Source organism: Haliea alexandrii (assembly GCF_003719295.1).
GTDB lineage: Bacteria > Pseudomonadota > Gammaproteobacteria > Pseudomonadales > Halieaceae > Haliea > Haliea alexandrii.
The window spans coordinates 1,055,690-1,082,314 of record NZ_RFLW01000001.1 but is presented as its reverse complement, the minus strand read 5'-3'; the positions used below and the strand labels follow the sequence as shown (position 1 = coordinate 1,082,314).

Below are 26,625 nucleotides of genomic sequence, written 5' to 3'. Positions count from 1 at the left end.
CGCATGCCCGGCGAACTACTCAGCTCGCGCGGTGAATACCACAGATCTTGTGGCCATCCGGGTCCAGAAAATAGCACAGGTGCATTACGCCCATGGTGCTATCACGGGGACCTGGCGGATCTTCAACACTGGTGCCGCCGTTGGCTACGGCAACATCGTGCAGCTGCTTGACCTGCTCAGGGGAGTTGCAGGCGAAGCCGATGGTGGAGCCATTGGCGGTGGTTACCGGTTTGCCATTAATGGGTTCACTCACACTGAAGTTGGAACCACCGTGGATGTAAAACAAGCGCGTTTGCCCGGTATCGTTCTTGTGCTCCATGGGCGCTCCAGCCCCGAGCACGCCGAGAACAGCGTTGTAGAACCGTTTCGACTGCTCGATGTTGCTGGAGCCGATCATGACATGGCTAAGCATTGCGGTATTCCCTCTAAGTTATCCGAAGTACACGTTATATTCCGGCCAATTGTGACCAGAAAACGCTGCCTGTTAAAGCTCGCGTCTTATCTCTCGACCAGCTCGACCCGGCGGTTTCTCTCCCGCCCAGCATCACTGCCGTTGGAGAAAACCGGAACCAGTGGCCCCACACCATGCGGCTGCAACCGGCCTGACGCGATATCGTAGTCGTTTTTCAGCGCCTCCACCACGGCGCGAGCGCGGTCTGCAGACAGCGTTCGATTGTAGTCGAACGTACCCTTTGAGTCGGTGTGACCGACCACATAAAATTGCTTCTCCGGGTTGGCCCGCAAATAGCTCACTATCGCCTCAAGCGCCGCGTTCGACTCGGCCCGGAGCGTCGCCTTGTCAAAATCAAATACGATGCCGTCCAGCACCACGCGCCCGTATTCTTCAATATCCGAGCCTATCGCCTCGGCGTCAACCACCACCAGGCCGGTTTCTGCTGCCTCAACCTCGACAATATCGATCAACGTACCCACATAATTGTTCGAATGCTGCTCTACATACACCACGACATAAGCCAGCCCGGCAGCACGCTCTTTACTGGCAACAATGGCACCCGCGCCGCCGGAAGACGAGGTACCGGCAAACATTGTGCCCACTGCGCCCGGCTTGGCTGCTGGATTGGCGCGAAAGGTGACTTCCATCCACTGACGGGAACCCACTGCAACACCCTTGCGATCGGCTGACATGCCCTCGCCGATAATCTCGAAACCCTGCTGCTTGAGCGCATCCAGGTAATTCTTGTAGATCTCGGAGAAGGTGCGGTCTTCACCTTCGTATTTGTAGAAGGTTCGCGTGACCCGGCCTTCCGTTTCTATCCAGTCGGCAATGGACCGGTAGCCGGCGACAGGACCTATCGCCACTTTATACGGTTGGTAGTTTTCGATGTGCTGCCAGGCGATGACCTGCCCGGGGTAGCGTTCGATCATCGGGTGTTCGATAACTCCTTCAACGTCCTGTGCCACCGCCGCACTGGCAACAATGTACAAACACACCACCAGAAAAACCTTGCCGATATACCCCACCATGCCACCCCCCACAACCAGCGCCAGATCAAGCGCACAAGCCGAGCTACTCCGGTCAGCGTTAGCAGCGAAAGTGTCCCCGCCACCTCCATCAAACAGTGTAGCAGTGTTTACCAGAGCCAGATGAGTTGAGCCGCCAACACCCGTTATCGACTCAAGCGTTATACAGCGTCACCATGCCGATAAGGATAAAGCCAGTGCCCGCAACGTAATGCAGGATTTTCTCGTCGATATACCCCGATATCGCGCTACCAGCCAAAACGCCCAGCCCCGAAGCGACAACAAGCGCGGCCGACGCGGCAAGGAATACCGTATATTTGCTCACTGCCTTATCGGCGGAGAAGAGCATCGTCGCCAATTGGGTTTTGTCGCCGAGTTCGGCAACAAAAACCGATGCGAAAATTGTGAAAAAGATTTTCCAATCCATAGAATTCAGGTTCCGGGCGGCGCGCTATTGAGGATAGCGAAAGGGTTATATGTGAGCAGCTCTCAATCTCGCCACCCAGGAAACGCCGGTAGCGAATTAAAGAACTCGAAATCATGATTCGGCCACAACTCGGCATTCTCGGCCGCCCCAATGGCTTTCAATCGTCGAATGCTATCGATTGCGAGCGTGTCATTGTCCTGCCAACAATAGCCCGGCGCAACTTCATCCGTGAGGTTCTCAGTTAAATCCGCCGCATCTCCGCAGAGAATGACCGGGCGCCCCTTCGGCAACTCAATGAACAGTGACATGTGGCCCGCCGTGTGCCCCGGCGTGAACAGTGCGCTGACGCCAGTTGCCACATCGTACTCGGAGTTTTGCAAACGCCACGTGTTCGCGCTGGCAACCTCGTCTTCGAATATTCCCGCATCCAGCCGGGTTGCCGCGGCGCTGACTTCTTCGGCATGCACATGCACCTCGCAGCCCGGGAGGTCACACAGCCCTCCGGCGTGGTCAAAGTGCAGGTGACCGAGAAAGACGACGTCTACATCACTGGCGCTCAGACCCAGTTTGTTCAGATAACTGGGAATACGCTGGCTCTCATCCATTTCCGGGGGGTCGAACAGGTCCTGCATGGGGCCGTAATACCTGGAGCGTAAAGCGGGGTCAGCAATCTTGCGATAGTCACACCCAACGTCATACAGAATACGGCCATTCGGTGTTTCAATCAGATAGGCGAGAATCGGCGCGGTGATGTATTGGCCGTGGCCCCTGTTCCGGGTCGAGACGACCTTTTCATAGCGGTGCGTACCCGTAAGTAGCGGCCATATTCGTAGTGCGCGTTGAGCCATGCTCACCTCCAGGTAATGCTACCAAACCGTATTAATTCGGACGCCAGGCTACAGGCCATACTCGCGCTCGACTTTGGCGATCCTGACCCTGAACGCCGCATACCAACTTGCATGCCCCAGCCTTTGCGCCTCTCTGTGCTCCACATTGCGCTTCCAAGCCTGCACCGCATCGAGGCTTTGCCAATACGATACAGTGATACCGAGCCCGTCACGCGCGGATTCGATGCCCAGGAAACCCGGCTGCTCGGAAGCAAGCTCAAGCATGCGGGCCGCCATTGCTTCGTATCCATTGTCATCCGCCGTACGAAGACTGCTGAAGATTACAGCGTAGTAAGGTGGTTCAGGTGTTTGCGCAATATCTGTCATCGCCGCCTCGAAAACGTGACACCCCGACTATCGGCTGACCGATCAGATTGGCGGCTCACGTCGTGCATGTTCACACAAACAGACAGATCTTGTTGTGATCCAGGTCTCTCACATAGGCCGCAAACCGGCCGGACCGAATGCCGGGATCGCCTTCACTCACGCCACCCAGCTCCAACGCCTTGTTATACAGCCGCCTGACCTCGGCATCCGAGGGCAGATTCAGGCCCAGCATTGTGCCATTGCCGTGGGTTGCTTGCTCGCCGTCGAATGGCTCAGCCACACCGAACATGAAATCGCCATTCGACCAGACGGTAATCCGGTCCTCTGCATGAATCTGGCTGATGTCGCTGCCGGCAAAAAACGCATCGTAGAAGCCCACCGCATCGGGCATGGACCGCGTGCCAAAGACAAAATAGTTCATTTTCACAAATAGCACCCCTCACTCAGAGCTTCGAGGCCAAAACCAACTCGTCGATAGCCCCGCCGTTGAACACCAATGTTGCGCGCCGCTGAGATTGAAGCCAATGACACCCGCAATTACTAGAATGACACTGAATACCTTCAAGGCCGATAACGGCTCCTTAAAATACAGACTGCCAAAAACGGCGATGAGCGCTGCACCCACGCCGGCCCAGCAAAACCAACGCCTCTGTTTCAGAGTCCGTTTTCGAGCAAAATTCCGGAAAGGGATTGAAGTCGGGCACGCAAAACTCAAGATCGTTTTCCCCGTTCGCTGCCAGTTCCAGATGCGGTACGATTCGCTCTCGCAGGTCACTCTCCAGTAGATCTCACTCTGAGTATAGCTTCACCTTCGGAACCATCACCGCCGCCCAGCTTCAGTCAGCATGGATTTCTCGCAACCGTCCCAGCTATGCGTCCAGCGCCGAGCGCATGAGCTTGCTTTACGCATCATGGCGCATCAAATCGTTCGCGTCTTGGGGCAGCCGTGCCATGCTCACACCAGGCAGCTCTTTCACCCCAGAATATGTTGGCTTCAGGCTTTAAGTCGGGAACCATGTCCAGAGTCCCGGTAGGAATAAAAAGATTCTCGCCGCTTGCATCCAGAAATGGCAACCCGGAGCCACAGGTATCACAAAAGACCTGCGCAAACCCTCTACCTGGGTAGTCAAATCGCTTCGTGCAATCTCCACCGGAAATCCAGTCGATATCCGTCGGAACCGCGATGATATTCGAGGCAAACGTTGATGCCGTCGTTTTCTGGCACTGAATACAATGGCATAGGAAAAAGTGGGATAGCTCAGCGGTAATTGAGTATTTGCATTGACCACACAAACAGCTGCCGGTGAGTGTTTCTTGATTCACGTATGACTCCTTACTCATGCCGCCTTGGGCGCACGATGAACCAACTTGCGACAATTAAACCACCAAATAGCGTGTAAACAACAACGAACACCCATCCCGGCGCTTCGTAATAGAGAAGAGTTTGCACCCAATGCTGAATAAAGGAGCCGTCGTATCTCTCTAGCCCCGAAGCCCCCGAAAGTTTGCGCAATTCCATTTCCCAGACTGTCAGCGGACATATCATACCCGCCCACGCCTGAAACACCACGATCGCAATGCCTGCCAGATGGAACAAGCGGAGCCAGAAATTTCGCACCCATCCCCATGATAGCCACACGCCGAGATAGATCGCCACAACGCCCAACACAAGAAAGGCAACAAACAGCGCGTGGAGAACGAGGAGTACGTCCGCAGCCAGTTGGTAGAATAGTTCCGGGGCCACTACCGGTCACCTGGCGCCACAGGCAGCCATATCATCTTTTCCCGAGCAAGCGAGAAGTCGACTACTTTTGCCGTTCGGTGTCTCCACAAAAGCATGGATATCGATCATCATCCCTAAAGCCCATAATGCATCGCTCACCGTAAAATTGGAGCGCAGCAAGTTATTTTTCCGTGTGCAGCACTTGTCAGATGCGGCACTAATCAGAGCCAGCATCATCCGCCTTAGCGGATTGCCGGTCGCTAGTTGTCGCGCCGGTACCAGCGCCAATTGCAATACAGATAGAAATCCAAAGCCCGATATCTCCGGACAATTGCCCGATAAGTGCGCCAACGACAACACCGATACTTACACCTACTCCAATAGCCTTTTCTCTACCGATAACTTTCCTAGTAGAGCTTTCTTTGCTCATACCGCCCTCCATAGCGGCATTCAACGACTAATGTCAGCGGCATTTACGGTAGCAAAAATGCGCGGCGGGTCAAACGTTTGCTACAGCGACCGGTTGAGCGGCTGCCGAACCTTCGCTCCGAATTCAGCCACTCAGGGCCTTTGCCACGGCAGCATAATCGTATGTGGTGATCTCATACAGGTGTTCGTATGGGTCGTGGAAGTACAGAGACCAGGCTAGATCGTGATCCGTGCACCTGGCCAGAATTCCCTGCGCTTAGAGGAGCTCCTTCCACTGCAAGAAGTTTTTTTTCACCCGACCCAAAAGCGATGGCGGTCAATGGGGCGCCCTCTGCACAAAACGCTCAAGACCTGAATCAGTCCACGCCAGGATTTGGAACAAATAGTTGCTTGGCGTGTCGACACCCTGCGGCAGAGGATTCTTCAAATCCACCGGTGCTCGATCATGTGCACCCTCCTCTAACCAACTGCGGATCTCATTTTGTCGTCCGCATAGACCGCCGCCGAGGAAGCCAGGAATGAGTCAAATTCCTCATCGCGCATTGGCACAAGTATCGTCAAGAGATGCTCCGATCGAAAACCCAGCACGTTGCAGCATGCCCGCCGAGAACAGTAATTCTGTTTCACATTGCGCTGCCTAACGCCACCGTAAATGGACGCGATGCGCCCCTTACACCTGGCTGTGCGGGCCTCGCCCGACAATGACTTTATCGATCGAACCACAGTGAACGCCTGGGACGACCGGAGAGTCGCGGACGCCGTCAAGGCCACAGGCCGTAAAAAGCCGATCTTTGCCGGTTATGCATGGACTTCGCTCTATGGCCATCGTATAGCGCTCTAATCAGGCGCACAGCCGATTTTTGCTAGTCTGCACGTTGGGCCCCAAGCAGCAGAGCATTCAAATTTCCGTTAACTTTATAGCTATGTATGAAGAGATAAGCGCTAAGAAACAGTGCGCCGCCCAAAAAGGCAAACAAACCCAATATTAGCCCTAATACAGAGAAGTGATGGCGCCATGATACCCACAGTCCAGAAAGAACAAGAAAGCACATAAAGTCGAAATTGAACTGCCCCGGCCATCCCATTGCTGCCATATCTCCGAAGAATACCTGAAACAGGTTCCAGCCATGTTCCAAGATGGTGATGATCGTGTACACGGAGATTGCGATGAAAATGGCTACCAGGATAATTCTCAGTTTGTTCATTCTAAGTTTACCTTTATAAAATTACGCTGGGTCGAACTTCAAGAGCTGCCTAACGTCCATTTAACCAGCGTTTTTCAGAGCGACGCAGGAGCGGCGAAAAACGTCAGGTTAAAATGATTGTTATATGGCTATTCATCACTCTGAAATCGAAGCCTGACTTGCTCAGAGCGAAGCAAGTACGCTGCAAGAATTATGTAAAGAACGTATTCCACACCCATGATAAAGAAACGTCTATCGCCACCGCCAAATGCATTGAAGTCGACCGTCTCGACAAAGCAAATTGTGGCTAATGTTGCATACATCACGATTGTAACGAAAGGAGTGTATGTCCAGCGCGTTAAATATCCAAAGACAAATATTAGTCCGGTTGATGAAATTAACAACCAATGAAGGAATTGCACTCCTGCAGGGAAATTTGAATCTTGCAAGCCAAGCGCTGCTGTAGGCACAAAATATTCGATGAATCCGAGCACCCCCCAGACCAGCAGCCCTACTTTCATGACCAAAAGGACGTAAATAAAATTCTTGCTCATTCGTATATCCTCTTATTCGTTAATTGACACATAACGCCCGCATTTACCGCAAATTTAAGCACAGCGAAAATTTTTCCGAAACATGCGCTTGCCATGAGCGCTGGAGGGGATATATTGACTCAAATCTTTATTACTTTTGGTCGAACAAAGAACCCGAGAATACGACCCAAAATTTCCTTATACATCGATTCTATTTCCTCTTTGCTGATACACCCTCCGCGTATCAACATCTCATGCCGCTCATCAGGCTCTTTCACAATGTAACCAGAAGAAGTGAAACCATTTTTTTCATAAAACGCTCTACGCTTTACCCTCTGTTGGCAATTTTCTGCTTGCTCATCGAGCTCTTCAATATTTAGTACTATTCTCTTTCCCGAATTCACACACCGAAGTGATTCCATTACCTTGCTTCCATATCCCTTTGAACGAGATGATTCTGAGATTGCCAAAAATTGCACGAAAGCAATGTCCCTATACTCGATGGAATAGATGAGGCCAAGCCAATCATCATTTTCATAAATCACAATGAAACCCTCTTTACCATTCCTCAGCATGTGACGAAGCAGAAATTTCGGTATGCGTTGGGCTCCCGGAAACGCCTCTTTATAAAGATCGATGACTACAGAATAGTGAACATCATACTTGTTTAATGGTCGAAAAATGATGCTCATATAGAGTACTCATAACGCTGCCAACTCGGGCCGAAGTGGAGGCGCGAAGCGCCCGAAAGAAGGTCCGGCCCCAGCTTGCCGGGGCCTAAGTGCTTGGCCTTTTTACGGATGGAATACTGGTGCCACATTTGTGGGTTGAAGACAGACGGTAGAACGGACTTGAATACTGCTGAACTTGAAAGCTTGCGTACAGCTGCGCTAGAGCTTACCGAAGTAGAACGCGCGCAGTTAGCCAGCGACGTGGTAGCCAGCCTTGATGGGCCAGCGGATGCTGACGTAGCCGTAGCATGGGACAGGGAGATTTGCCGTAGAATCAATGAGATAAGCAACGGAACAGCCACTTTGCTAGACGCTGATGAGGTGTTGGCGAGAGCGCAAGCGAGAATACAACGCACTTGATGCCAAAGGTAAAAATACACGCCGAGGCCGCGCGTGAACTGGAAGAAGCAGCGGTATGGTATGAGAACGAGCGACCAGGACTTGGAAGTCGATGAATCGAAACCGTTGACCATACGTTGCTGCTCTTGTCAGAGCCCAACGCCCTACTGACTCCCGGTCTCGGACAGGCAGCACAGTTGTAAGCAAAAAAGCTCATCCTCCCCAAGTTTCCATTCTCAATTGTCACTATGGAAGCATACGATGCAATCATTCTGGTTGCTCTGGCTCATCATGCCCGCCGCCCGGGATACTGGCACTCACGGTCAAATTCATAACGCCGGCGGCAGGTGAGCGACAATAGGAGCGTCCCTTGACTGCACTTGTTATGCATCACGTCTGACCTCTCTGATTTGCTTTTCGCGAAGCAGCAAATACAGAGCAAGCCCCACTGCTACTCCCGGGACAATGCCAAGTAGCAGACAAACCCACCCCTTCCGAACCGAGTATGTCTTGGCTTCGTAGACCACCCAGGCCGCAAGGATAACCCAGCAAACCAGGACATCCGTCGAATAACCGCTGGAATACGGGTTCACAAATCCTGCTGCAAATGCGCCCCATACATCGGGATTCTCAATAAGCGCAGGCACGACAGTCGAAGCAAAAAAGCCCGTGAAGAAAAGAGCAGCGACAACCAATATTGCCTTAAAGACTGACTTAGACATTTAACAATTCTCTCTGTCGCGACGCATAACAGCTTATTAAAAAGACCGGACCGTATAACAGCCGGCGTGTTAACTCCAACACGCCTTGCGACCCCGGCAGTCTCCTCCCTGACAAAATCAACAACCTGGCATATCAGACCCACCGAACTTGCCTGTTAACCGGACCACCCGGAAATTAGCGAAACATCAAATCCGCCCATGGAGAACAACAAATATTCCCTTATATTCAGCTAGTTATAGATATTTAGCGCTTCCACCTCACGCCCCTCCGATGAAAAGCCCCTTGCATTCCTCCCTCACCATACTACTGTATATATATACAGTTTATTGGCCGCAGCCATCATGGATGACATCAGACCCGCCATCTCTGCCAGCCCTCCCAGACTACTCGACCAGGTCCGCCGTCACATGCGGGATGCCGGTTATGCGTGGAAGACCGAGAAGACGTATATCCACTGGATCAGGCGCTATATCCTGCTCCCCATCAAGTGCCACACGTTCCGGCACAGTTTCGCCACACGCCTGCTCCAGCAAGGCTACGACTTGCGCACCATCCAGAAGTTGCTGGGTCACAGTNCCACCGAGATCTACACCCATGTGATTCGGCGGGGCGCCATGGGCGTGGTCAGCCCGCTGGATGGTCCGTAGCCCATGCCCTACGCCGAACTCCACACCCTCACCTGCTACAGCTTCCTGCGCGGCGCATCGCACCCGCACGAACTGGTCACCCGTGCGGCGGATTTAGGCTACCGCGCCATCGCGATCACTGACGAATGCTCGCTCGCAGGCGTAGTGAAGGCTCACGTCGCTGCCAGGCAGGCCGGTATCCAGCTCATTATCGGCAGTGAATTGAACCTGGTTGAGGGCCAACAGCTTATTGCGCTGGCGCCGACCCGTGCCGCCTACAGCGAGCTTTCGGGGCTGATCAGCCTGGCGCGGCGGCGCAGCCCGAAGGGTGCGTACCAGGTGGCATTGCGAGATGTGATCTTCCACCTGAAACGCTGCCTGATTATCTGGAAGCCGAGCGGGGCGAACGGCACGGCGCCCCCGGGTGATGAAAGCGCCACACCGTGCAGCGCCGAGCTCGGCTACGGCCAGCAGTTGGCACGCCTGTGCCGGGGGCGCATCTGGCTCGGGGTGACCCACCTGCTGGGCAATGATGAAGTCGCCCGCTATACCCGGCTGCATGCCCTGGCACAAACGCTGAACCTGCCCATGGTGGCCTGTGGCGCGGTGCAGATGCACGTGGCTTCACGCAAGCCGCTGCACGATGTGTTCACGGCGCTGGACCATAACACCAGCGTAGCGCAGCTGGGACGGCGGCGGCTGGCCAACAGCCAGCAGCACCTGCGGCGTCCGCAGCAGCTGGCGCAGTTATACCCGCCTGCACTGCTTGCGGCCACGCTGGATATCGCCGCCCGCTGCCAGTTCAGCCTGGACGAGCTGCGCTACGAATACCCGGAGGAAGTGGTGCCCCCCGGGCAAAGCGCCGGCGGTTACCTGCGCCAGCTGGTGGAGGACGGTTGCGCGGTGCGCTGGCCCGCCGGTGTGCCCGCCGACATACGGCAACGCATTGAGTATGAACTGCAGCTCATTGATGAGCTGTCTTACCAATACTACTTCCTCACGGTATACGACATAGTGCGCTTTGCCCGGGAGCGCGACATTCTGTGCCAGGGGCGCGGCTCGGCGGCCAACTCGGTGGTGTGTTACTGCCTGTTCATTACCGAGGTGTCGCCGGAAGCGGTGTCGCTGCTGTTTGAGCGGTTTATCTCCCGCGAACGGGATGAGCCGCCGGATATTGACGTGGATTTCGAGCACGAGCGCCGCGAGGAGGTTATTCAGTACATCTACAGCAAGTACGGTCGCCGCCGCGCGGCCCTCGCCGCCACCGTCATCACCTACCGCGCGCGCAGTGCCGTGCGCGACGTGGGCAAGGCGCTGGGGCTGGATGCAGTCTTCGTGGAGGACCTGGCGAAGTCCCTCGCCTGGTGGGACCGCAGTGCAGACCTGCACAAGCGCTTCGAGGAGCAGGGTGTCGCCGGGCACAGCGCGGTGGCGGAGCTGTTCCAGTCGCTGGTGCAGCAGATCCTCGGCTTTCCGAGGCACCTGTCGCAGCATGTGGGCGGCTTTGTGATCAGCCGGGGGCCCATCTCCCAGCTGGTGCCGGTGGAGAACGCCAGCATGGCGGAGCGCACGGTCATCCAGTGGGACAAGGAGGACATCGAATCCCTCGGGCTGCTGAAGGTGGACATCCTCGCCCTCGGCATGCTTTCGGCCATTCGCAAGAGCCTGGGGCTGGTCGCGCGCAATCATCCGCACCTACGCGGGGTCGCCGATATCCCGCGTGACGACGCGGCCACCTGGCGCATGTTGCAGCAGGCAGACTCCATCGGCGTGTTCCAGATTGAATCCCGCGCCCAGATGACCATGTTGCCGCGGCTCAAGCCGGCGAGCTTTTACGACCTCGTGATCCAAATAGCCATTGTGCGCCCCGGCCCCATCCAGGGCGACATGGTCCATCCTTATTTACGCAGGCGGCAGGGTTTGGAAGCGGTCACTTACCCCAGTGAAGACATTCGATCAGTGCTGGACCGCACACTGGGGGTGCCCATCTTTCAGGAGCAGGTCATTCGGCTGGCGATGGTGGCGGCCGGCTTCTCCGGCGGCGAAGCCGACCAGCTGCGCCGCGCCATCACCAACTGGGGCAAGAACAGCCAGTTGCTGACGTTTGAAGGCAAGCTGGTACAGGGCATGATCGAGCGCGGCTACGAGAAGGATTTCGCCCACCGCCTGTTTGAGCAAATCAAGGGCTTTGGCGGCTACGGCTTTCCGGAATCGCATTCGGCGAGCTTTGCCCTGCTGGCCTGGGTATCGGCCTGGCTCAAATGCCACCATCCTGCGGCATTCTATGTGGGCCTGTTGAACAGCCAGCCCATGGGTTTCTATTCCCCTTCCCAGCTGGTGCAGGACGCGCGCCGCCACGGGGTGACGGTATTGCCTGCCGATGTGAATCACAGCAGCTGGGACCACCGCCTGCTGGAAAGCGACGGCAGCAGCCAGCCACCGGTGCGCCTGGGCCTGCGACTGGTGAAGGGCCTGAGCCGTGAAGGGGCACAGCGCGTGATGGAAGCGCGCCGGCAGGCGCCATTTCAACAGGTAAGCCAGCTGCGCCAGCGGGCCGGGCTGGCGCGTCGCGACATGGAAGCTCTGGCGGACGCCGATGCACTGGCCTCGCTCAGCGGCAACCGCCACCAGTCGCAGTGGCAGATCATGGCGCTGGAGCAACCGCGCCCGCTGTTGCAGGAAGAACAGCGGCAACCCGGCAGCCATTTCAATGACGGCGTACAACTGCCGGCACCGGGGGTGGCCGAGGAGGTGCTGGCGGATTACCGCGCCACCGGCCTCACCCTGCGCGCCCACCCACTGGCCCTGCTGCGGCACCTGCCTCCTTTCAACCGCTGTAGCCGTTATGCAGATCTGGGCGGCATCAACCACCGGGGCTTTGTGCGCATTGCCGGCGTCGTCACCTGTCGCCAGCGGCCGGGCACCGCCTCTGGCGTGCTGTTCCTGACCCTGGAAGATGAAACCGGCAATAGCAATGTGGTGGTGTGGCCGCGCACCCAGGAGCACTTTCGGGCGGCGCTGATGAATGGCAGGTTACTGGTGGTGAAGGGCACGCTGGAGCACAGGGACGGCGTCACCCACATCATTGCCGGCGCGCTGGAAGACTACAGCAGCGCGCTGGCGTCGCTGCCCGTGCAATCGCGGGACTTTCATTGATGCGCCCGCGGCGTTGTCGCCACAATATGCGCCCCCTGTTGGAGGCTGGGCGCGCTAGAAACTGGAACCGGGCTGGGTGAGAAACTCGCGCTCCTCCGCCGTGGACTCGCGCCCGAGAATCGCATTGCGGTGGGGATAACGACCAAAGCGGTCGATAATTTCCTTGTGCCGCAGTTCAAAACGGTGATTGTTGGCCGCCGCCCATTCTTTGAACAAGGGTTCGGCCACCTCGTGCACCCAACGCGACTCGCTGTGCATGTACGGCATCAGCAGGAAACTGCGCTGGCTGGGCTCGAGCGCCTGCAGCGCGCCGCCGGCCACCGCTTCCTGCGCCAGGCCCAGCGCGAGGGGATCCTGCGCGAAAGCGCCGGGGGTGTCACGAAAGATGTTGCGGGAAAACTGGTCCAGCACGATCACCTCGGCCAGGCGCCCACGCGCCGTGCTGCGCCAGAGCGCCAGCTCACAGCGCGCCGCCTGCTCCAGAGTGGCGAGAAATCGCTCGCGCAATTGGGCATCCAGCGCGGCATCCACGGTCCACCACTGCGCCGGTTTCAGCTCGTCAAACCAGAACCTGAGAATATCTTCAGGCTGCACCATCTCCTGCTCCACTACGTCGCCTACAGGATCACTTCACCCTACCACGCAAAACAGCTGCCCTGCATACCCATGCTGCCGAACCGCCACACCCGCGTTGCCGGGCCCGGCGCAACACCGGCACACACCAGCAGTGGCAGCAGGTGCTCCTCCCGCGGGTGGCAGAACCGCGCATGGGGCGCCCGCTCCCACTGCAGTAGCCGCGCTTCGCGCTCCGCGTCGTCCAGCGGGGCTTCGGCGAGTGTGTCGACCAGCCAGTCTTCAAAGGCGCGGTTGCGTGTGTACAGAGAGGGTTCACGTTGGCCAAAAAACGCCTGCACGTTATGGAAGGACGAACCGGAGCCAATCAATAACAGGCCCTCACCGTCCAGGGCGGCGAGTGCACGCCCCATGCCCAGGTGTGCCTCGGCGTCCATCGACGCCAATAGGGAAAGCTGGATGCAGGGAATGTCGGCTTCCGGGTAGAGGATTTTCAGCGGCACGAACAGCCCGTGGTCGAAACCGCGGCTGGCGTCACCCGCCGCCACAAGCCCGGCACCCTCCAGAGCGGACAACACCTCCCGTGCCAGTGCCGGGTGCCCCGGCGCAGGGTACGGAATGGCGTAGGATTCCGGGGGAAAACCGTAGTAGTCGTAGAACAGTTCAGGGGCAGCGCCAGTGGTGACCGTCGGCTGGGCCGCCTCCCAGTGCGCACTGGCCACAATAATGGCGCGAGGGCGCGGCAGCTCGGCGGCGATGCGTTGCAGCGCCGCCACCAGTTCGGCATGCCCGGGGTCACCCAATAAGGGCAGCGGCCCACCGCCATGGGAAATGAACAGGCGTGTCAGCATAGAACCCGCGCTACGCGCCGTTCCAGCGCGCTGGCCGCATCTCTGTGCGGCGCTACCATCCGCCGGTGTGCTGCCATTGCCTGCCACCTCAGTTCTGTGCCGTCTTACACTTCGACATTGTGGCAAGCGTGCCCACTGCTGTCATGGCAGCGCAGTGTGAACGGCACATTTGGCCGACAAAGCGTATTGTGGCCAAAAATGACCCTTTCGAACCCGCCGGGTTTTGGCATACTGCAGCGCATTGGAAAATCACTGAACTCCACAGGAGAACCCGCATGCGCTGCCTGCTGCAGAACCTTACTCGAGCGCTCACACTGTCCGCCTTGCTTGGCGGAGCCGCCGCGACCCAGGCCGCCACCACGGTGATTCACGCGGGGACTCTGCTTGCCGTGCCCGGAGAAAGCCCCCTGCAGGAACAGACCGTGGTAATTCGCGATGGCAGAGTAAGCGACGTACTGGCGGGGTACCGTGACCCGGGCAGCATTGATGCCAGCGCCACTGTCGTCGACCTGAAGCAGGCCTTCGTCATGCCCGGCCTGATGGATATGCACGTTCACCTGCAGGGTGAACTGGGCCCGGACGATGACCGTCAGACACTCAAGGAATCCAGCCAGCTCATGCAAATGCGCTCGCTGATGTACGCCCAGCGCACACTGCAGGCCGGTTTCACCACACTGCGGGACGCCGGCTCCAGCCCGCAGGAAATGTACGCCCTGCGCGATGCCATCAACCAAGGCTGGATTGACGGCCCGCGGATCATCGCCGCCGGTGGCGTGGGCGTAACCGGGGGGCACAACGACGTCAGCGGTATGAAACCGGAACTGATGGAGTTCTATACCCGCCCCACCGTTTGTGACGGCCCCTATGACTGCCGCCGTGCCACCCGCGACGCCATCAAGTACGGCGCCGACCTGATCAAGATCACCTCTACCGGTGGCGTACTCACGGACCGCGCCACCGGCACCGGGCAGCAGATGGAAATGGACGAGCTGCGCGAGGTGGTGCAGGCCGCCCAGCGCATGGGGCGCAAGGTGATCAGCCACGCCCACCAGGAGGATGGCATTATCGCCGCGCTGGAAGCGGGTGTGGCGAGCATTGAGCACGGCACCTATGTAGGGCCGAAGTCGATCAAACTGTTCAAGTCCACCGGCGCCTACCTGGTGCCCACACTGCTGGCGGGCCACACGGTAAAGATTATGGCCACCGAGTCCGACTTCATGAGCCCCGCCATCCGCGAGAAAGCCATTCGCGTGGGCAACGACATGCAGTCCAACTTTGCCAAGGCCCACAAGGCCGGGGTGAAGGTTGCCTTTGGTACTGACACCGGCGTCTCCCGCCACGGTGATAACGCGCAGGAAGCGGTGCTCATGCAGGAAGCCGGCATGACCCCGATGGAAATCCTGGTCAGCGCCACCGTGAGTGCGGCCGACCTGATCGACATGTCCAGCACGCTGGGCACGCTGGAGCCGGGCAAGCATGCCGACATCATCGCGCTCGAAACCTCACCGCTGGATGACGTCGCAAGCCTGCTGGATGTGGGCTTTGTGATGAAAGCTGGCCACGTTTACAAAAACCAACTGCGCTAATAACAGGAGCCTGCCGTGACCGGTGCCAGCCAGCAGCAAACACCCCCCTTCAAGCCCGCCGACGTGCTCAACGCCCATATCATGGGTGACGAACGCAGCATGTATGCGCTGTTCGACTACCTGCGCGCCAACGACCCGGTGGCCTTGGTCGAGCACCCGGACTACCGCCCTTTCTGGTCACTGTCGCGCTATGACGATATCAAGCGCATTGGCAGCGAGAACGACCGCTTTCTGAGCGCCCCACGCACCGTGCTTATTCCCACGGCCTTTGAAGAGGCACTGCTGGAGCGCTTCGGTACGCGCAACGGGCTGGAAACCCTGATTCACATGGACCGGCCCAAACACCTGAAGCTGCGCAAGGTGACCCGGGAGTGGTTTCTGCCCCGCAGCATCGAGTCGCTGCGCGCCGAAGTAGAAGCGCTGTCAAAAGAGTTTGTGGACAAAATGCAGGAGATGGGCAGCGAGTGCGACTTCGTGCGCGACATCGCCCTGCTTTTCCCACTGCGTATTATTCTCTCCATTCTGGGCCTGCCGCGGGAAGCTGAAGGCACCATGCTCAAGCTGACCCAGGAAATGTTCGGCAGCCAGGACCCGGCGCTGCAACGCGCCGACAGCGAAACCGCCGGCCTGGAAGTCCTGAACGATTTCGGCGCCTATTTCAGCGAGGTGATTGAAGACCGCAAGAAGAACCCGAAGGACGACCTGGCCACGGTACTGGCCAACGCCGAGGTGGATGGCGAGCCGATGAACGTGCTCGACCAGGCCAGCTACTTCATCATTACTGCGAGCGCCGGGCACGACACCACATCCGCAGCCATCGGCGGCGGCATGAAGGCGTTGCTGGAACACCCTGACCAGCTGGCCCTCTGGCGCGGGCGCCCGGACCTCGATGTGGGCGCCGCCAAGGAAGTGATTCGCTGGGTCTCTCCCGTGCGACACATGGTGCGCACCGCAACGGAGTCGCTGGAATTGCACGGCAAGCAGATCCAGGCGGGCGACAACATTGCGCTCTGGTACCCGGCCGCCAACCGCGATCCGCAAGCCTTCGACCACCCGAACCGGCTCGACCTGCTGCGCGACCCGAAGCAGCAGCTGGCATTCGGCTACGGTTCGCACATGTGCCTGGGCCAGCACCTCGCAGCAATGGAGGTGGGATGCTTCTTCCGCGAACTGCTGCCGCGCTTGAAAGACATGCAGTTCAACGGTGACCCGGAGTGGATCAAGGCCATTTTCGTCGGCGGGCTCAAGTCCATGCCGGTGCGCTACACACTGACCTGAATGAAGGACGGGCGCGAGCGCTTTGTCAGCGCCTTTCCCCGATAACGCGTCACCCTTTCTCCGGCGCCCTCGCAATGTGGGCGTGCGGCGGTCTAGCAACGCAGGGCTTGCAAGGCGAACAGGTTGCCGGGGCGCCGAAGCGGCCCCGGCGGCTGCCTCATGCGGGGTGGCGACCCTTGTTCGCGGCAATGCGCATGCGCAGGGCATTCAGTTTGATGAAGCCTTCCGCATCTTTCTGGTCGTAGGCCCCTGCATCATCTTCAAACGTGGCGATGCTCGCGTCGAAGAGGCTGTCGGCAGACTGGCGCCCGGCAAGAATGACGTTGCCTTTGTACAACTTCAAACGCACCTTGCCATTCACCACGGCCTGGGTCTGGTCAATTGCCGACTGCAGCATGCGTCGCTCAGGCGACCACCAGTAACCGTTGTAGATCATCTCGGCGTAGCGCGGCATCAGGTCGTCCTTCAGGTGCGCCACCTCGCGGTCCAGAGTGAGGGATTCGATCGCACGGTGTGCCTTGAGAATGATGGTGCCACCGGGCGTTTCGTAGCAGCCGCGGGACTTCATGCCCACATAGCGGTTTTCCACCAGGTCCAGGCGGCCAATTCCGTTCGCACCGCCGACGACATTCAAACGTTCCAGCACCGTTGCCGGGCTCAGGCGCTCGCCATCAATCGCAACGATGTCGCCGCCTTCAAAATCCAGCTCTATGTAAGTGGGGGTGTCCGGCGCGGCCTCGGGGCTGACACTCCAACGCCACATGTCCTCTTCCGCTTCGGACCACGGGTCTTCCAGAATGCCACCTTCGTAGGAGATGTGCAGCAGGTTGGCATCCATCGAGTAGGGTGACTTCTTCTTGCTCTTGCTGTAATCGACCGGAATGTTGCGCTCTTCACAATAGGCCATGAGCGTCTCACGCGACGTGAGGTCCCATTCCCGCCACGGGGCGATGACCTTGATGCCCGGCTTCAGCGCATAGGCACCGAGTTCGAAACGCACCTGGTCGTTACCCTTGCCGGTAGCGCCATGGGAAATGGCATCCGCGCCGGTTTCATTGGCAATCTCGATCAGCCGCTTGGCGATCAGCGGGCGGGCAATGGACGTACCGAGCAGGTACTCACCCTCATAAACAGTATTCGCGCGGAACATGGGGAACACGAAGTCGCGCACAAACTCCTCGCGCAGGTCATCAATGTAGATTTCCTTGACACCCAGCGCCTCCGCTTTGGCGCGCGCTGGCGCCACCTCTTCACCCTGACCAATGTCGGCCGTGAAGGTGACGACCTCACATCCGTAGTGATCCTGCAGCCAGCGCACAATGACCGAAGTATCGAGACCGCCTGAATAGGCCAGAACCACTTTTTTCACATCTGACATAACTCGCTCCGTAGGGAAGGCGCAAAACCGTGTATTTTACGCGCCCACCGGCGGGATTCCCAGCCCGTATTCCCGTGGGCGGCCCTTTACGTTACCATCCTCGCTGACATTTCCTGCCGTGGCTTGCTGTGACTGAACTCTCCCTCCTTCGCCCCGATGACTGGCACGTTCACCTGCGTGACGACGCTGCGTTAACGCAGACCTGTGCCGATATGGCACGTTATTTTGGCCGCGCCATTGTCATGCCCAACCTGACACCGCCGGTGACCACCGTGGCGGCCGCAGCGGCCTATCGCGAGCGCATTCTGGACGCCATGGACGGGCTGGAGCGGCGTTTCGAACCGCTGATGACACTCTACCTGACCGACACCACCAGTGCCGATGAAATTCGCCGCGCCGCCGACAGCGACTTTGTGCATGCGGTGAAGCTGTATCCTGCCGGGGCGACCACCAACTCGGACGCAGGCGTGGCGGAACTCGAGGGGCTATACCCCACGCTGGAGGCCATGCAGGAGGTCGATCTGCCACTGCTTATTCACGGCGAAGTCACCGACCACGCGGTGGATATCTTCGACCGGGAAAAAGTCTTCATTGACCGTCACCTGGCACCGATCGTGGCGCGCTTTCCCGGGCTCAGGGTGGTGCTGGAGCACATCACCACCGCCGACGCCGTCGACTTTGTCAGCACTGCGCCAGGCAATGTGGCCGCGACCATCACCGCCCATCACCTGCTGCTCAACCGCAACGACATGCTGGTGGGCGGCATTCGCCCGCACTACTACTGTCTGCCGGTGCTGAAGCGCAATACGCACCAGGCGGCCCTGCTGCGCGCCGCAACCTCCGGCAGCCCGCGTTTCTTCCTCGGTACCGATTCCGCACCTCACGCCACCGGGCGCAAGGAAACCGCCTGCGGCTGTGCCGGTTGCTACACCGCACACGCTGCGCTGGAACTGTATGCGGAAGCCTTCGAGGCCGCCGGCGCGCTGGACCGGCTGGAAGCGTTTGCCAGCCATTTCGGCGCCGACTTCTACCGGCTGCCGCGCAACCGCGATCGCATTATCCTGCGTAAAACGAGCTGGACAGTGCCGGCGCAACTGCCGATCGCCGACACCCACATGACCCCGCTGCGCGCCGGCGAAGCTGTCGCCTGGCAGGTGGGCAGCGAGGCCGCGAGCAGTTGACAGAAGGCAGCGAACAACGCATCTGCGACCGCTTCCGCGGCTTCCTGCCGGTCGTTATTGATGTGGAGACCGGGGGCTTTGTCGCCGCGACCGACGCAGTGCTGGAGATTGCCGCGACCATCGTGCGCATGGATGAAGACGGCAACCTGGCGGTGCACCGCACCTGGAGCTTCAACGTCAAGCCGTTCGAAGGCGCGAATATCGAGCAGGCCGCGCTGGACTTTACCGGCATCGACCCCTGGCACCCGTTTCGCGAGGCCATGAGCGAAGAAGATGCGTTCAGCGAGCTGTTCCGTATTGTGCGCAAGGAAATTCGTGACCAGGGCTGCAACCGGGCGATACTGGTTGGGCACAACGCGCACTTCGATGCCGGTTTCGTCAACGCGGCGGTAGAGCGCTGCAGCATCAAACGCAACCCGTTCCACCCGTTCTCGTTTTTCGACACCGCCACACTGGCCGGGCTCGCCTACGGCCAGACGGTACTGGCCAAGGCCTGCAAGGAAGCCGGCATCGCTTTCGATAACGCCGAAGCACACTCTGCGGCCTACGACGCAGAACGCACTGCCGACCTGTTCTGCGACATCGTCAACCGCTGGAAAGAATCCGGCGGCTGGATGCCCAGCTACGATTGAGCGGGCTTGCCCAGACCGTGGTGCGCGTCCGGCAGGGTAATCACCTTTTCCAGCACCCCTAACACCGGCCCCATGCCCGGCATTCGACACAGCGCAAGGTCGTGCTTGTATAGCAGGCCATCCGTGGAGCCAAAGTGCTACCGCCGCGCCAAATTGTTGCCCTTGTTTGAGTCAAGCGCCTTATTGTGCTCGCCGGCGCGTACAGTAAAGCCGCTATCAGGCATTGAAGATTGAACGCCGCAATTACGGCGCCAGCATAACGCCGCGCTCGGCAAACCAGCGCTCGTCCAGCACCCAGCGTACCGCATTGACCTCCGGATGCGCCTGCACCAGCTCCGCGGCATGTGACTGCACAGCCACCAGTCGATCCTGTGCTGCCATCATCTCGGGATGCTGCACATCCTTGTCGCGTAGCGCAGGGAAAGCCGTATGTAGAAACTGCATCACCGGCACCTGCGCCGAGCGCGGGCTGGTCACAAAGGCGACACCGTTATTGATCTCCCTGACGCTGAACTGAAACGGATAGGCTGCCAGCTCGTCATCGGCGGTCAACAGGGCGTTGAGCTCGGCTACCCGCCCGTCACGACTCGCCACCCAGATGATCAACGCCACGGCCAGCAGGGCACCGAGCAATACCAGATAACGACGTGTAAATCGGTCCATCAGTCTTCCCCCGGGTTGGATGTCGGCGCTATTGCTGCCGCACGATAATCGCTGATCTGTACCTCCTGACCATAATCACCGTAATCCCCAAGCGCACGCAACCCGCGAAACTCCTTCCACGACAGGGCACGATAGTGCGCTGGCTCGGCAGACAGAAGCCCGGGGAGTGGCTCGATTACGGCCTGGTAACCGGGGTTCAGAAAGTACGCGATACTCAATCGCGCCTGCCCATCGCTGGCTCGCACGCGATGCAGAGGCGCCGTGAATCGATCATTGGCGGCCACCTGCAGCATGTCGCCGATGTTGATGGTCAGCGCACCTGGCGTCGGCGGAACGTCTACCCAACTGCCCTGCTCCTGCACCTGCAGCCCCGAGACTGTGTCCTGCAGCAACACAGTCAGTACGCCAGCATCCGTGTGCGGGCTGATGCCAAGCGGCCCCGGCGCAGGCGCCTGCCCCGCCAACACATCGTGCAACGGGTAGTGGTTCAGCCGCAGGAAGCTGCTGTGGTGTGGCGAAAGCTGCGGCAGGAGACTGTCGGGCGCCTGCCCCAGGCCCTCGCAAAGCAGCGCCGTGAGCCGCAGCGCGAGTGCGTGACACGCCGCGGCAAAGGATTCCAGCGCCGGGCGCAAAGCCGGCATGGCCGCAGGCCACGGCGTGTCCTCACCGGGCGCGAAGTCGAAGATCTCCTTGCGGTCACGCAGGTTCCTGGTGAGCTCTCGATCATAGTAGCCGAACGGGTTTTCCAGCGTGCGGCTGACCGCGCGCTTGGCCTGCGCATCACAGGCAAAAAACGCACGGGCCGAGGCCAGCGTGCCATCTGCCAGGGTGACATCAAGTCCGCTGTTGACCACCTGGAAGAAACCGGGCGCGGCGGCAGCTTCTGCGAGACGGCCGACAACATCGGCGCGCGGTGCGGCGAGATCAATCAGGGGAATCGTAGGCGCGGGCATAATGCAGCAAAATTCTCTGTCGGCTGTAGATCAGCTGCCTATTATGCCTGAGCACGGCTGCTGCTGGAGCGCTTCTTTCGCCTCAATGCAGCGCCCGATGGAACTGCTGGTGGCGTTCGAAATGGCCCAGCACATCGTGGATGATCTGCTCGCGAGACCAGCCCATGACATCATAGCCCTGCCCGCCCTGGTGCAGATGCACCTCGGCGCGGTGGAAGACGGTATCCAATTCTTCCGTGGCGTGCTCGGCGCCCGTCGTCATAACCGCATGCTGGCGGCATACCACCTCGTAGCGGAACTCAGGCTCACCCTCGACCGCAACCGTAATACCCAGGCCATTCGGCTCCTGCGTTGCGACCTCAACTTGCGCACTCACCCCCCGCTCTCGCAGGGCTTCGGCAAACTGCTGAAGAGCCGGAGCCACAACCTCGCGCTGAAAACGCCCCACCTCCAATTCGCCGGGCTGCGCCAACAGCGTATTAAGGCGTTCGCGCCAGCTGTCGGGACCCTGTACCACCGGCACTACGCATTGCATATCGCGCTGCGCCACATCCAGCCGCAGCGCCCGGGCCAGCCCCCAGATAGCTCCCAACAAAGCGAGTGAAAACGGCAGTGCACTGGCGATAGCCGCCGTTTGCAACGCTGCCAGGCCGCCAGCCAGCAACAGCACAATGGCAATGGTGCCAATGACGGCGGCCCAGATCAGCCGCTGCAGAACCGGCGTATCGTCGCGGCCGTGGGCACTGAGCATATTCAGCACCATGGCGCCGCTGTCTGCAGACGTCACGAAGAAGACCACAACCATCAACAGCGACGTGATGGACAAGAACATAGAACCGGGCAGGTATTCCAGAAACTGGAATAGTGCCTGCGCCTGGCTCTCCAGCACGCTCGCCCCCAGCGCCGCCTGCCCCTCGTGCAGGATCAGCTCAATGGCACTGTTGCCGAAAACACCCATCCACAACAGGGTAAACCCGCAAGGCACAATCATCGCACCCAGTATGAACTCTCGAATGGTGCGCCCCCGGGAAATACGCGCAATGAACAGACCCACAAAGGGTGACCAGCTCAGCCACCAGCCCCAATAAAAAATAGTCCACCCGCCCAGCCAATCAGTGGGTTCGTAGGCATAGAGGTTGAAAGTCTTGGCGACCAGGTCGCCGGCATACACACCGAGGCTCTGGATTGTAGACTGCAACAGGGTGACGGTCGGGCCGGCAAACAACACACCGCCCAATAACACCAGCGCCAGCAGCAGGTTCAACTCAGAAAGCCTGCGAATCCCCGCATCCAGCCCCAACGCGACCGAAACACCGGCCAACACCATGATGCCGCAAATCAAGCTCACCTGAACGCCGCTGCTGACCTCAACGCCCACGAGGTAGGCGAGCCCGCCATTGATCTGCAGGACGCCATAGCCAAGGCTGGTGGCGATGCCGCAGCTGGTGCAGACAATCGCGAACACATCAACTGCCGCCCCAAAAGGCCCGTGTATACGCTCACCCACGAGGGGATAAAACGCCGAGCGCAAGGTCAATGGCAGAGAATGACGGAATGCAAAGTAGGCCAGCACAAGGGCCACGATGGCATAGATACCCCACGCATGCAGTCCCCAGTGAAAGAAGGTCAGCTGCATGGCCTGCCGTGCCGCCTCCACCGTGCCGCCCTCAGCCAGCGGCGGTTGCAGGAAGTGCATCACCGGCTCGGCAACACCGAAGAACATGAGGCCAATTCCCATGCCCGCCGCGAACAGCATCGCAAACCAGGAGATAAGAGAGTAGTCCGGCACGGAATGGTCGGGGCCGAGCTTGATATCGCCCAGCCGTGTGACACTCAATACCACGATGCTGATTAGAATAATCGCAACGACCAGCACGTAGTACCAACTTGCATAGCGGATGATGGCGTCCTGCAGGTGCTGAAAGAGTGCGCTGCTCGCCTGGGGCAGGAACGCGGCTACACCGACGAGGGCTGCAAGGAGGCACATGGACGGCCAGAAAACCCCGGCATCTACCTCCAGCACGCGCCCACGAATCGTCTTTTTGTTTTGCATTGTAATTATTTAGCACCTTTCCGGTGGGGGGGAATGCACGTATCTGAATAACAACGAGATTCGAGATTATCGCATTTAACGCGGGATAGACTTCACAATTCTAGCGACTTCCACCCTGAATGTGAACAATGCCTACTTCAAACCCTACCGCGAAACCGGTTATTATGTTTCGTTATCTAAACAATACCTTTCACATCACGTTCATGGGGAACCTCGTCGCAATGAAGAACAGCAAGCCTCAACAGCTCAACGCCAAAACATCACCCGGCACACCTCTGCGCATTCTCGCGCGTGCCGTCATGACCGCCGTAGCCGGCAGCGCGCTGGCGGTAAGCACAGCACAGGCGCAGCAACTCGAGGAAGTCGTGGTCACCGCCACCAAGCGTACCGCCAGCATGCAGGACGTGCCCGTTGCGGTATCCGCGATCACCGAACAATCCATGACCGAGCAAGGAATTACCGACTTTGCCGATTACATCGCCTCCCTGCCCAACGTCACGGCCGGTGGCCGCGGGCCAGGCCAGAACGAAATCTATATTCGTGGCGCCGCTATTCAGGCGATGAACACCACGATTCAGGAAGCCAATGGCAGCGCGCCCAACGTCGCCCTGTATCTCGATGAGCAACCCGTTACCGCTGGTGGCCGCAACCTGGATGTGTACATCGCCGACATGGAGCGTATTGAGGTATTGCCCGGACCGCAGGGCACGGTCTTCGGCTCCAGCTCACAGGCGGGCACCGTGCGCCTGATCACCAACAAGCCGGTCATCGACGAGTTTTCGGCCTCGTTCAAAGCTGGCACTTCGTTCATGCCGGAGGGCGACCCCAGTACGAATGCCAGCGCCGTCTTCAACTTCCCGTTGATAGAAAACCGCCTGGCGGCCCGCGTGCTGATCTTCAATGATCGCCAGGGTGGCTATATCGATAATGTACGCGGCACATTCACACCCGACCCCTCACGCAACCCCGCCCTGCCCTCGGCTGATGGCGTGGTGTTCACCCCCAGCGGTGGCGACCCGACGGGACACCAGTTCGCTGATGGCAGCTACGCCGAACCCGGGCGCGCCTACGGCGTGCAATACGAGTCGCGCAACAACGATGCGCTGGCAGAGGAAGACTTCAACGATGCCACCTACCAGGGCTTCCGCGCCGGCGTCAAATACCTGATCAACGACGACTGGGACCTGTTACTGACCCACCACCAGCAACAACTGGATGCCGATGGCGTGTTCGACTACGACCCCGAAGTGGGCGACCTTGAAGTGGAGCGCTACCATCCTGACCGCCTCACCGAGGACTTCTCGCAAACCGCCTGGACCCTGCAGGGCCGCTTGGGCGAGCTGGAACTGCTCTATACCGGCGCCTACCTCAAGCGGGAAACAGACCAGATCATTGATTACTCCAACTACGCCAACACGGGCTTCTACATCGCCGGCTACATGTGTGAGTACAACACACCGGGCTACCATGGCGGTGGCGGTGTGGGTTATACCTTCGATCCCACCCTCTCCGGTGACCCGGACGTCATCGAATGCTCCAACAGCGGCGCGGGTTTTGCCGCCATCAGCAACGAAATGGAGCGCACCACCCATGAACTGCGCTTCAACACCGACCCCGCGCGCTGGATACGTTTTCAGGGTGGTGTTTTTTACGAAGATGTCGACTTGCAACACGTGGGCGACTTCAACTACGGCGATCCGGACTGGAACGCCCCCGACCCCGGCCAGCTGAACGGTGGCAGCGGGCCACTGGTCGCAAATGATCCGAACGAGCGCGGTGCAACAACCCAGTTTTCCAACGACATCACGCGCCCGGAAGAGCAGATAGCCGTGTTCGGCGAGCTGGCCTTCGACTTCCTGCAGGATTTCACCTTCGCTTACGGCTTCCGCTACTACGACCTGGAAGCGGGATTTGAGGGCTTTTCCATTCTCAAATACGGCAACCGTCCGGTGCCCAATCTCGCCAATGGCAATGCGGCCAACAACCCGGATGTGGTAACACAGCCCGATGTGACCGGCGGGCGCGACTACGTCGTCAATATTGGCGACTTCCAGCCGGCATCGGTGGACGATACGATTCATCGTCTGACCCTGAGCTGGCGCCAGTCGGACGACCTGATGTTCTATGCCACATGGTCCGAGGGTTTCCGTCCACAGGGCTTCAACCGCGCCGTGGCCGGCAGTGAGGTCACAGCCCAGCCGGATGGCAGCGCACCCTGCAAGGTCTCGCGCACACCCGAATACTGCATTCCCCTCATCTACGAGTCGGATGAACTGGTGAACTACGAGCTCGGCTGGAAGGGCGAGTTCATGGACCGTCGCCTGCGCTTCAATGGCGCCGCTTACTACATCGAGTGGGACGGCATGCAAGTGGGCCATATCGACTCGCAGAATATCGACTTCCTCACCATCGTCGATAACGCCGGCGACGCGGAGATCCGCGGTATCGAGGGTGATTTATCCTGGCTCGCCACCGCCAACCTCAGCCTGTTCGGTGCGTTTTCCTGGAACGACACGGAGATCGTCGGCCTGAACCCGGCCTTCGCCTTTGCGGTGACCGACGTGGGCTCCCAGCTGCCGTTGGCACCGGAGTTCCAGTTCAGCCTGCGCGGCCGTTATGAGTGGGATGTATTCGAAGGCACCGCGCATGCGCAGCTGGCGTCACGCTATTCGGACGAGGCCTACAGCTCAATCATCGATGTACCGCAGCGCCGCGAGCTGCAGGACTCCTACGTCATCACCGATGCTACGCTGGGCTACCGGCAGGACACCTGGACGGCCGAGCTGTTCGTCAACAACCTGACCGATGAGCGCGCGCAACTGCACATCAACACCCAAGACGGGTCGCGCAAGATTCTGACCAATCGTCCGCTGGAATTCGGCTTGCGCTTCACCTACGACCTGTTCTGAG

At 59.0% G+C, this 26,625-nt stretch carries 28 protein-coding genes; 8 read left to right on the top strand and 20 right to left on the bottom strand.

All coding sequences use genetic code 11. The annotated features are described in order from the left end of the window. Nucleotides 1–19: 19 nt before the first annotated feature. The 13 genes from EGJ68_RS04925 to EGJ68_RS04860 all read right to left on the bottom strand — a co-directional run bounded on the left by EGJ68_RS04925 (nucleotide 20) and on the right by EGJ68_RS04860 (nucleotide 7,684). Nucleotides 20–412 carry a VOC family protein gene (locus tag EGJ68_RS04925; RefSeq protein ID WP_123033387.1) on the bottom strand — a complete coding sequence of 131 codons (393 nt, stop codon included), beginning with the start codon at nucleotides 410–412 and terminating at the stop codon, nucleotides 20–22. 86 nt (nucleotides 413–498) lie between these two features. Beyond that, nucleotides 499–1,485 (bottom strand): OmpA family protein, encoded by a 987-nt coding sequence (locus EGJ68_RS04920; RefSeq protein WP_158283499.1) that lies wholly within the window; start codon nucleotides 1,483–1,485, stop codon nucleotides 499–501. A 151-nt stretch (nucleotides 1,486–1,636) separates the two neighbouring features. Continuing rightward, nucleotides 1,637–1,909 (bottom strand): TMEM165/GDT1 family protein, encoded by a 273-nt coding sequence (locus EGJ68_RS04915; protein ID WP_123033385.1) that lies wholly within the window; start codon nucleotides 1,907–1,909, stop codon nucleotides 1,637–1,639. 62 nt (nucleotides 1,910–1,971) lie between these two features. Continuing rightward, entirely contained in the window at nucleotides 1,972–2,757 is a 786-nt protein-coding gene (locus tag EGJ68_RS04910; RefSeq protein ID WP_123033384.1) for an N-acyl homoserine lactonase family protein, read from the bottom strand. Between the two features lie 48 nt (nucleotides 2,758–2,805). Beyond that, nucleotides 2,806–3,123 carry an antibiotic biosynthesis monooxygenase family protein gene (locus EGJ68_RS04905; protein ID WP_123033383.1) on the bottom strand — a complete coding sequence of 106 codons (318 nt, stop codon included), beginning with the start codon at nucleotides 3,121–3,123 and terminating at the stop codon, nucleotides 2,806–2,808. Nucleotides 3,124–3,193: 70 nt separating this feature from the next. Then, on the bottom strand, nucleotides 3,194–3,550 hold the full coding sequence (locus EGJ68_RS04900; protein WP_123034046.1) for a VOC family protein: 357 nt from the start codon (nucleotides 3,548–3,550) through the stop codon (nucleotides 3,194–3,196). Between the two features lie 12 nt (nucleotides 3,551–3,562). Then, the gene (locus tag EGJ68_RS18470; RefSeq protein WP_408609902.1) at nucleotides 3,563–3,748 is read right to left on the bottom strand and encodes a DMT family transporter; all 186 of its coding nucleotides are present in this window, start codon (nucleotides 3,746–3,748) and stop codon (nucleotides 3,563–3,565) included. A gap of 284 nt (nucleotides 3,749–4,032) precedes the next feature. Beyond that, nucleotides 4,033–4,446, bottom strand: coding sequence for a GFA family protein (locus EGJ68_RS04890; RefSeq protein ID WP_199227918.1), 414 nt, complete (start codon nucleotides 4,444–4,446; stop codon nucleotides 4,033–4,035). A gap of 10 nt (nucleotides 4,447–4,456) precedes the next feature. Continuing rightward, nucleotides 4,457–4,867: a DUF2784 domain-containing protein gene (locus EGJ68_RS04885; RefSeq protein WP_123033380.1), complete on the bottom strand. Its 411-nt coding sequence runs from the start codon at nucleotides 4,865–4,867 to the stop codon at nucleotides 4,457–4,459. 196 nt (nucleotides 4,868–5,063) lie between these two features. After that, entirely contained in the window at nucleotides 5,064–5,276 is a 213-nt protein-coding gene (locus EGJ68_RS04880; RefSeq protein ID WP_158283497.1) for a hypothetical protein, read from the bottom strand. Nucleotides 5,277–6,138: 862 nt separating this feature from the next. Next, a complete protein-coding gene (locus EGJ68_RS04870) occupies nucleotides 6,139–6,480 on the bottom strand; it encodes a hypothetical protein (RefSeq protein WP_123033378.1) in 342 nt (113 codons plus the stop codon). 128 nt (nucleotides 6,481–6,608) lie between these two features. Continuing rightward, the gene (locus tag EGJ68_RS04865) at nucleotides 6,609–7,013 is read right to left on the bottom strand and encodes a hypothetical protein (protein WP_123033377.1); all 405 of its coding nucleotides are present in this window, start codon (nucleotides 7,011–7,013) and stop codon (nucleotides 6,609–6,611) included. A 119-nt stretch (nucleotides 7,014–7,132) separates the two neighbouring features. Further along, nucleotides 7,133–7,684, bottom strand: a complete 552-nt coding sequence (locus tag EGJ68_RS04860) for a GNAT family N-acetyltransferase (protein WP_123033376.1) — start codon at nucleotides 7,682–7,684, stop codon at nucleotides 7,133–7,135. Between the two features lie 108 nt (nucleotides 7,685–7,792). Between EGJ68_RS04860 and EGJ68_RS18465 the strand changes: the two genes are divergently transcribed. Next, a complete protein-coding gene (locus tag EGJ68_RS18465; RefSeq protein WP_123034045.1) occupies nucleotides 7,793–8,083 on the top strand; it encodes an addiction module protein in 291 nt (96 codons plus the stop codon). 362 nt (nucleotides 8,084–8,445) lie between these two features. Here EGJ68_RS18465 and EGJ68_RS04850 read toward each other — a convergent pair whose 3' ends face one another. Continuing rightward, nucleotides 8,446–8,784, bottom strand: a complete 339-nt coding sequence (locus EGJ68_RS04850; protein ID WP_123033375.1) for a DUF2834 domain-containing protein — start codon at nucleotides 8,782–8,784, stop codon at nucleotides 8,446–8,448. Between the two features lie 342 nt (nucleotides 8,785–9,126). Here EGJ68_RS04850 and EGJ68_RS04845 point away from each other — a divergent pair, with 342 nt between their 5' ends. Next, nucleotides 9,127–9,432: a tyrosine-type recombinase/integrase gene (locus EGJ68_RS04845; protein ID WP_123033374.1), complete on the top strand. Its 306-nt coding sequence runs from the start codon at nucleotides 9,127–9,129 to the stop codon at nucleotides 9,430–9,432. Between the two features lie 3 nt (nucleotides 9,433–9,435). After that, on the top strand, nucleotides 9,436–12,567 hold the full coding sequence (locus EGJ68_RS04840; RefSeq protein WP_123033373.1) for an error-prone DNA polymerase: 3,132 nt from the start codon (nucleotides 9,436–9,438) through the stop codon (nucleotides 12,565–12,567). Nucleotides 12,568–12,621: 54 nt separating this feature from the next. On the opposite strand, the gene EGJ68_RS04835 is transcribed toward EGJ68_RS04840, so the two are convergent. Together EGJ68_RS04835 and EGJ68_RS04830 are read right to left on the bottom strand one after the other, a co-directional pair. Beyond that, complete coding sequence (locus EGJ68_RS04835) at nucleotides 12,622–13,164, bottom strand: DUF924 family protein (RefSeq protein WP_123033372.1); 543 nt, start codon at nucleotides 13,162–13,164, stop codon at nucleotides 12,622–12,624. A 38-nt stretch (nucleotides 13,165–13,202) separates the two neighbouring features. After that, complete coding sequence (locus EGJ68_RS04830; RefSeq protein WP_123033371.1) at nucleotides 13,203–13,991, bottom strand: DODA-type extradiol aromatic ring-opening family dioxygenase; 789 nt, start codon at nucleotides 13,989–13,991, stop codon at nucleotides 13,203–13,205. 275 nt (nucleotides 13,992–14,266) lie between these two features. On the opposite strand from EGJ68_RS04830, the gene EGJ68_RS04825 reads away from it, so the two are divergent. Next, a complete protein-coding gene (locus EGJ68_RS04825; RefSeq protein ID WP_123033370.1) occupies nucleotides 14,267–15,577 on the top strand; it encodes an amidohydrolase family protein in 1,311 nt (436 codons plus the stop codon). A 15-nt stretch (nucleotides 15,578–15,592) separates the two neighbouring features. Continuing rightward, complete coding sequence (locus EGJ68_RS04820) at nucleotides 15,593–16,855, top strand: cytochrome P450 (protein ID WP_233248671.1); 1,263 nt, start codon at nucleotides 15,593–15,595, stop codon at nucleotides 16,853–16,855. Nucleotides 16,856–17,012: 157 nt separating this feature from the next. Here EGJ68_RS04820 and EGJ68_RS04815 read toward each other — a convergent pair whose 3' ends face one another. Beyond that, nucleotides 17,013–18,233: an argininosuccinate synthase gene (locus EGJ68_RS04815; RefSeq protein ID WP_123033369.1), complete on the bottom strand. Its 1,221-nt coding sequence runs from the start codon at nucleotides 18,231–18,233 to the stop codon at nucleotides 17,013–17,015. A 128-nt stretch (nucleotides 18,234–18,361) separates the two neighbouring features. Here EGJ68_RS04815 and pyrC point away from each other — a divergent pair, with 128 nt between their 5' ends. Together pyrC and rnt are read left to right on the top strand one after the other, a co-directional pair. Continuing rightward, nucleotides 18,362–19,414: a dihydroorotase gene (pyrC, locus tag EGJ68_RS04810; protein ID WP_123033368.1), complete on the top strand. Its 1,053-nt coding sequence runs from the start codon at nucleotides 18,362–18,364 to the stop codon at nucleotides 19,412–19,414. Beyond that, a complete protein-coding gene (gene rnt, locus EGJ68_RS04805; RefSeq protein ID WP_123033367.1) occupies nucleotides 19,411–20,046 on the top strand; it encodes a ribonuclease T in 636 nt (211 codons plus the stop codon). The genes pyrC and rnt overlap by 4 nt, the downstream gene beginning before the upstream one ends. A gap of 243 nt (nucleotides 20,047–20,289) precedes the next feature. Here the strand turns inward: rnt and EGJ68_RS04800 are convergent, their stop codons facing one another. From EGJ68_RS04800 to EGJ68_RS04790, 3 genes are all read right to left on the bottom strand, one after another. Next, entirely contained in the window at nucleotides 20,290–20,709 is a 420-nt protein-coding gene (locus EGJ68_RS04800; protein ID WP_123033366.1) for a hypothetical protein, read from the bottom strand. After that, the gene (locus EGJ68_RS04795) at nucleotides 20,709–21,662 is read right to left on the bottom strand and encodes an isopenicillin N synthase family dioxygenase (RefSeq protein ID WP_123033365.1); all 954 of its coding nucleotides are present in this window, start codon (nucleotides 21,660–21,662) and stop codon (nucleotides 20,709–20,711) included. The genes EGJ68_RS04800 and EGJ68_RS04795 overlap by 1 nt, the downstream gene beginning before the upstream one ends. A gap of 82 nt (nucleotides 21,663–21,744) precedes the next feature. Next, entirely contained in the window at nucleotides 21,745–23,715 is a 1,971-nt protein-coding gene (locus EGJ68_RS04790; RefSeq protein ID WP_123033364.1) for a BCCT family transporter, read from the bottom strand. 221 nt (nucleotides 23,716–23,936) lie between these two features. Here EGJ68_RS04790 and EGJ68_RS04785 point away from each other — a divergent pair, with 221 nt between their 5' ends. Then, nucleotides 23,937–26,624 carry a TonB-dependent receptor gene (locus EGJ68_RS04785; protein ID WP_123033363.1) on the top strand — a complete coding sequence of 896 codons (2,688 nt, stop codon included), beginning with the start codon at nucleotides 23,937–23,939 and terminating at the stop codon, nucleotides 26,622–26,624. Nucleotide 26,625 lies beyond the last annotated feature (1 nt).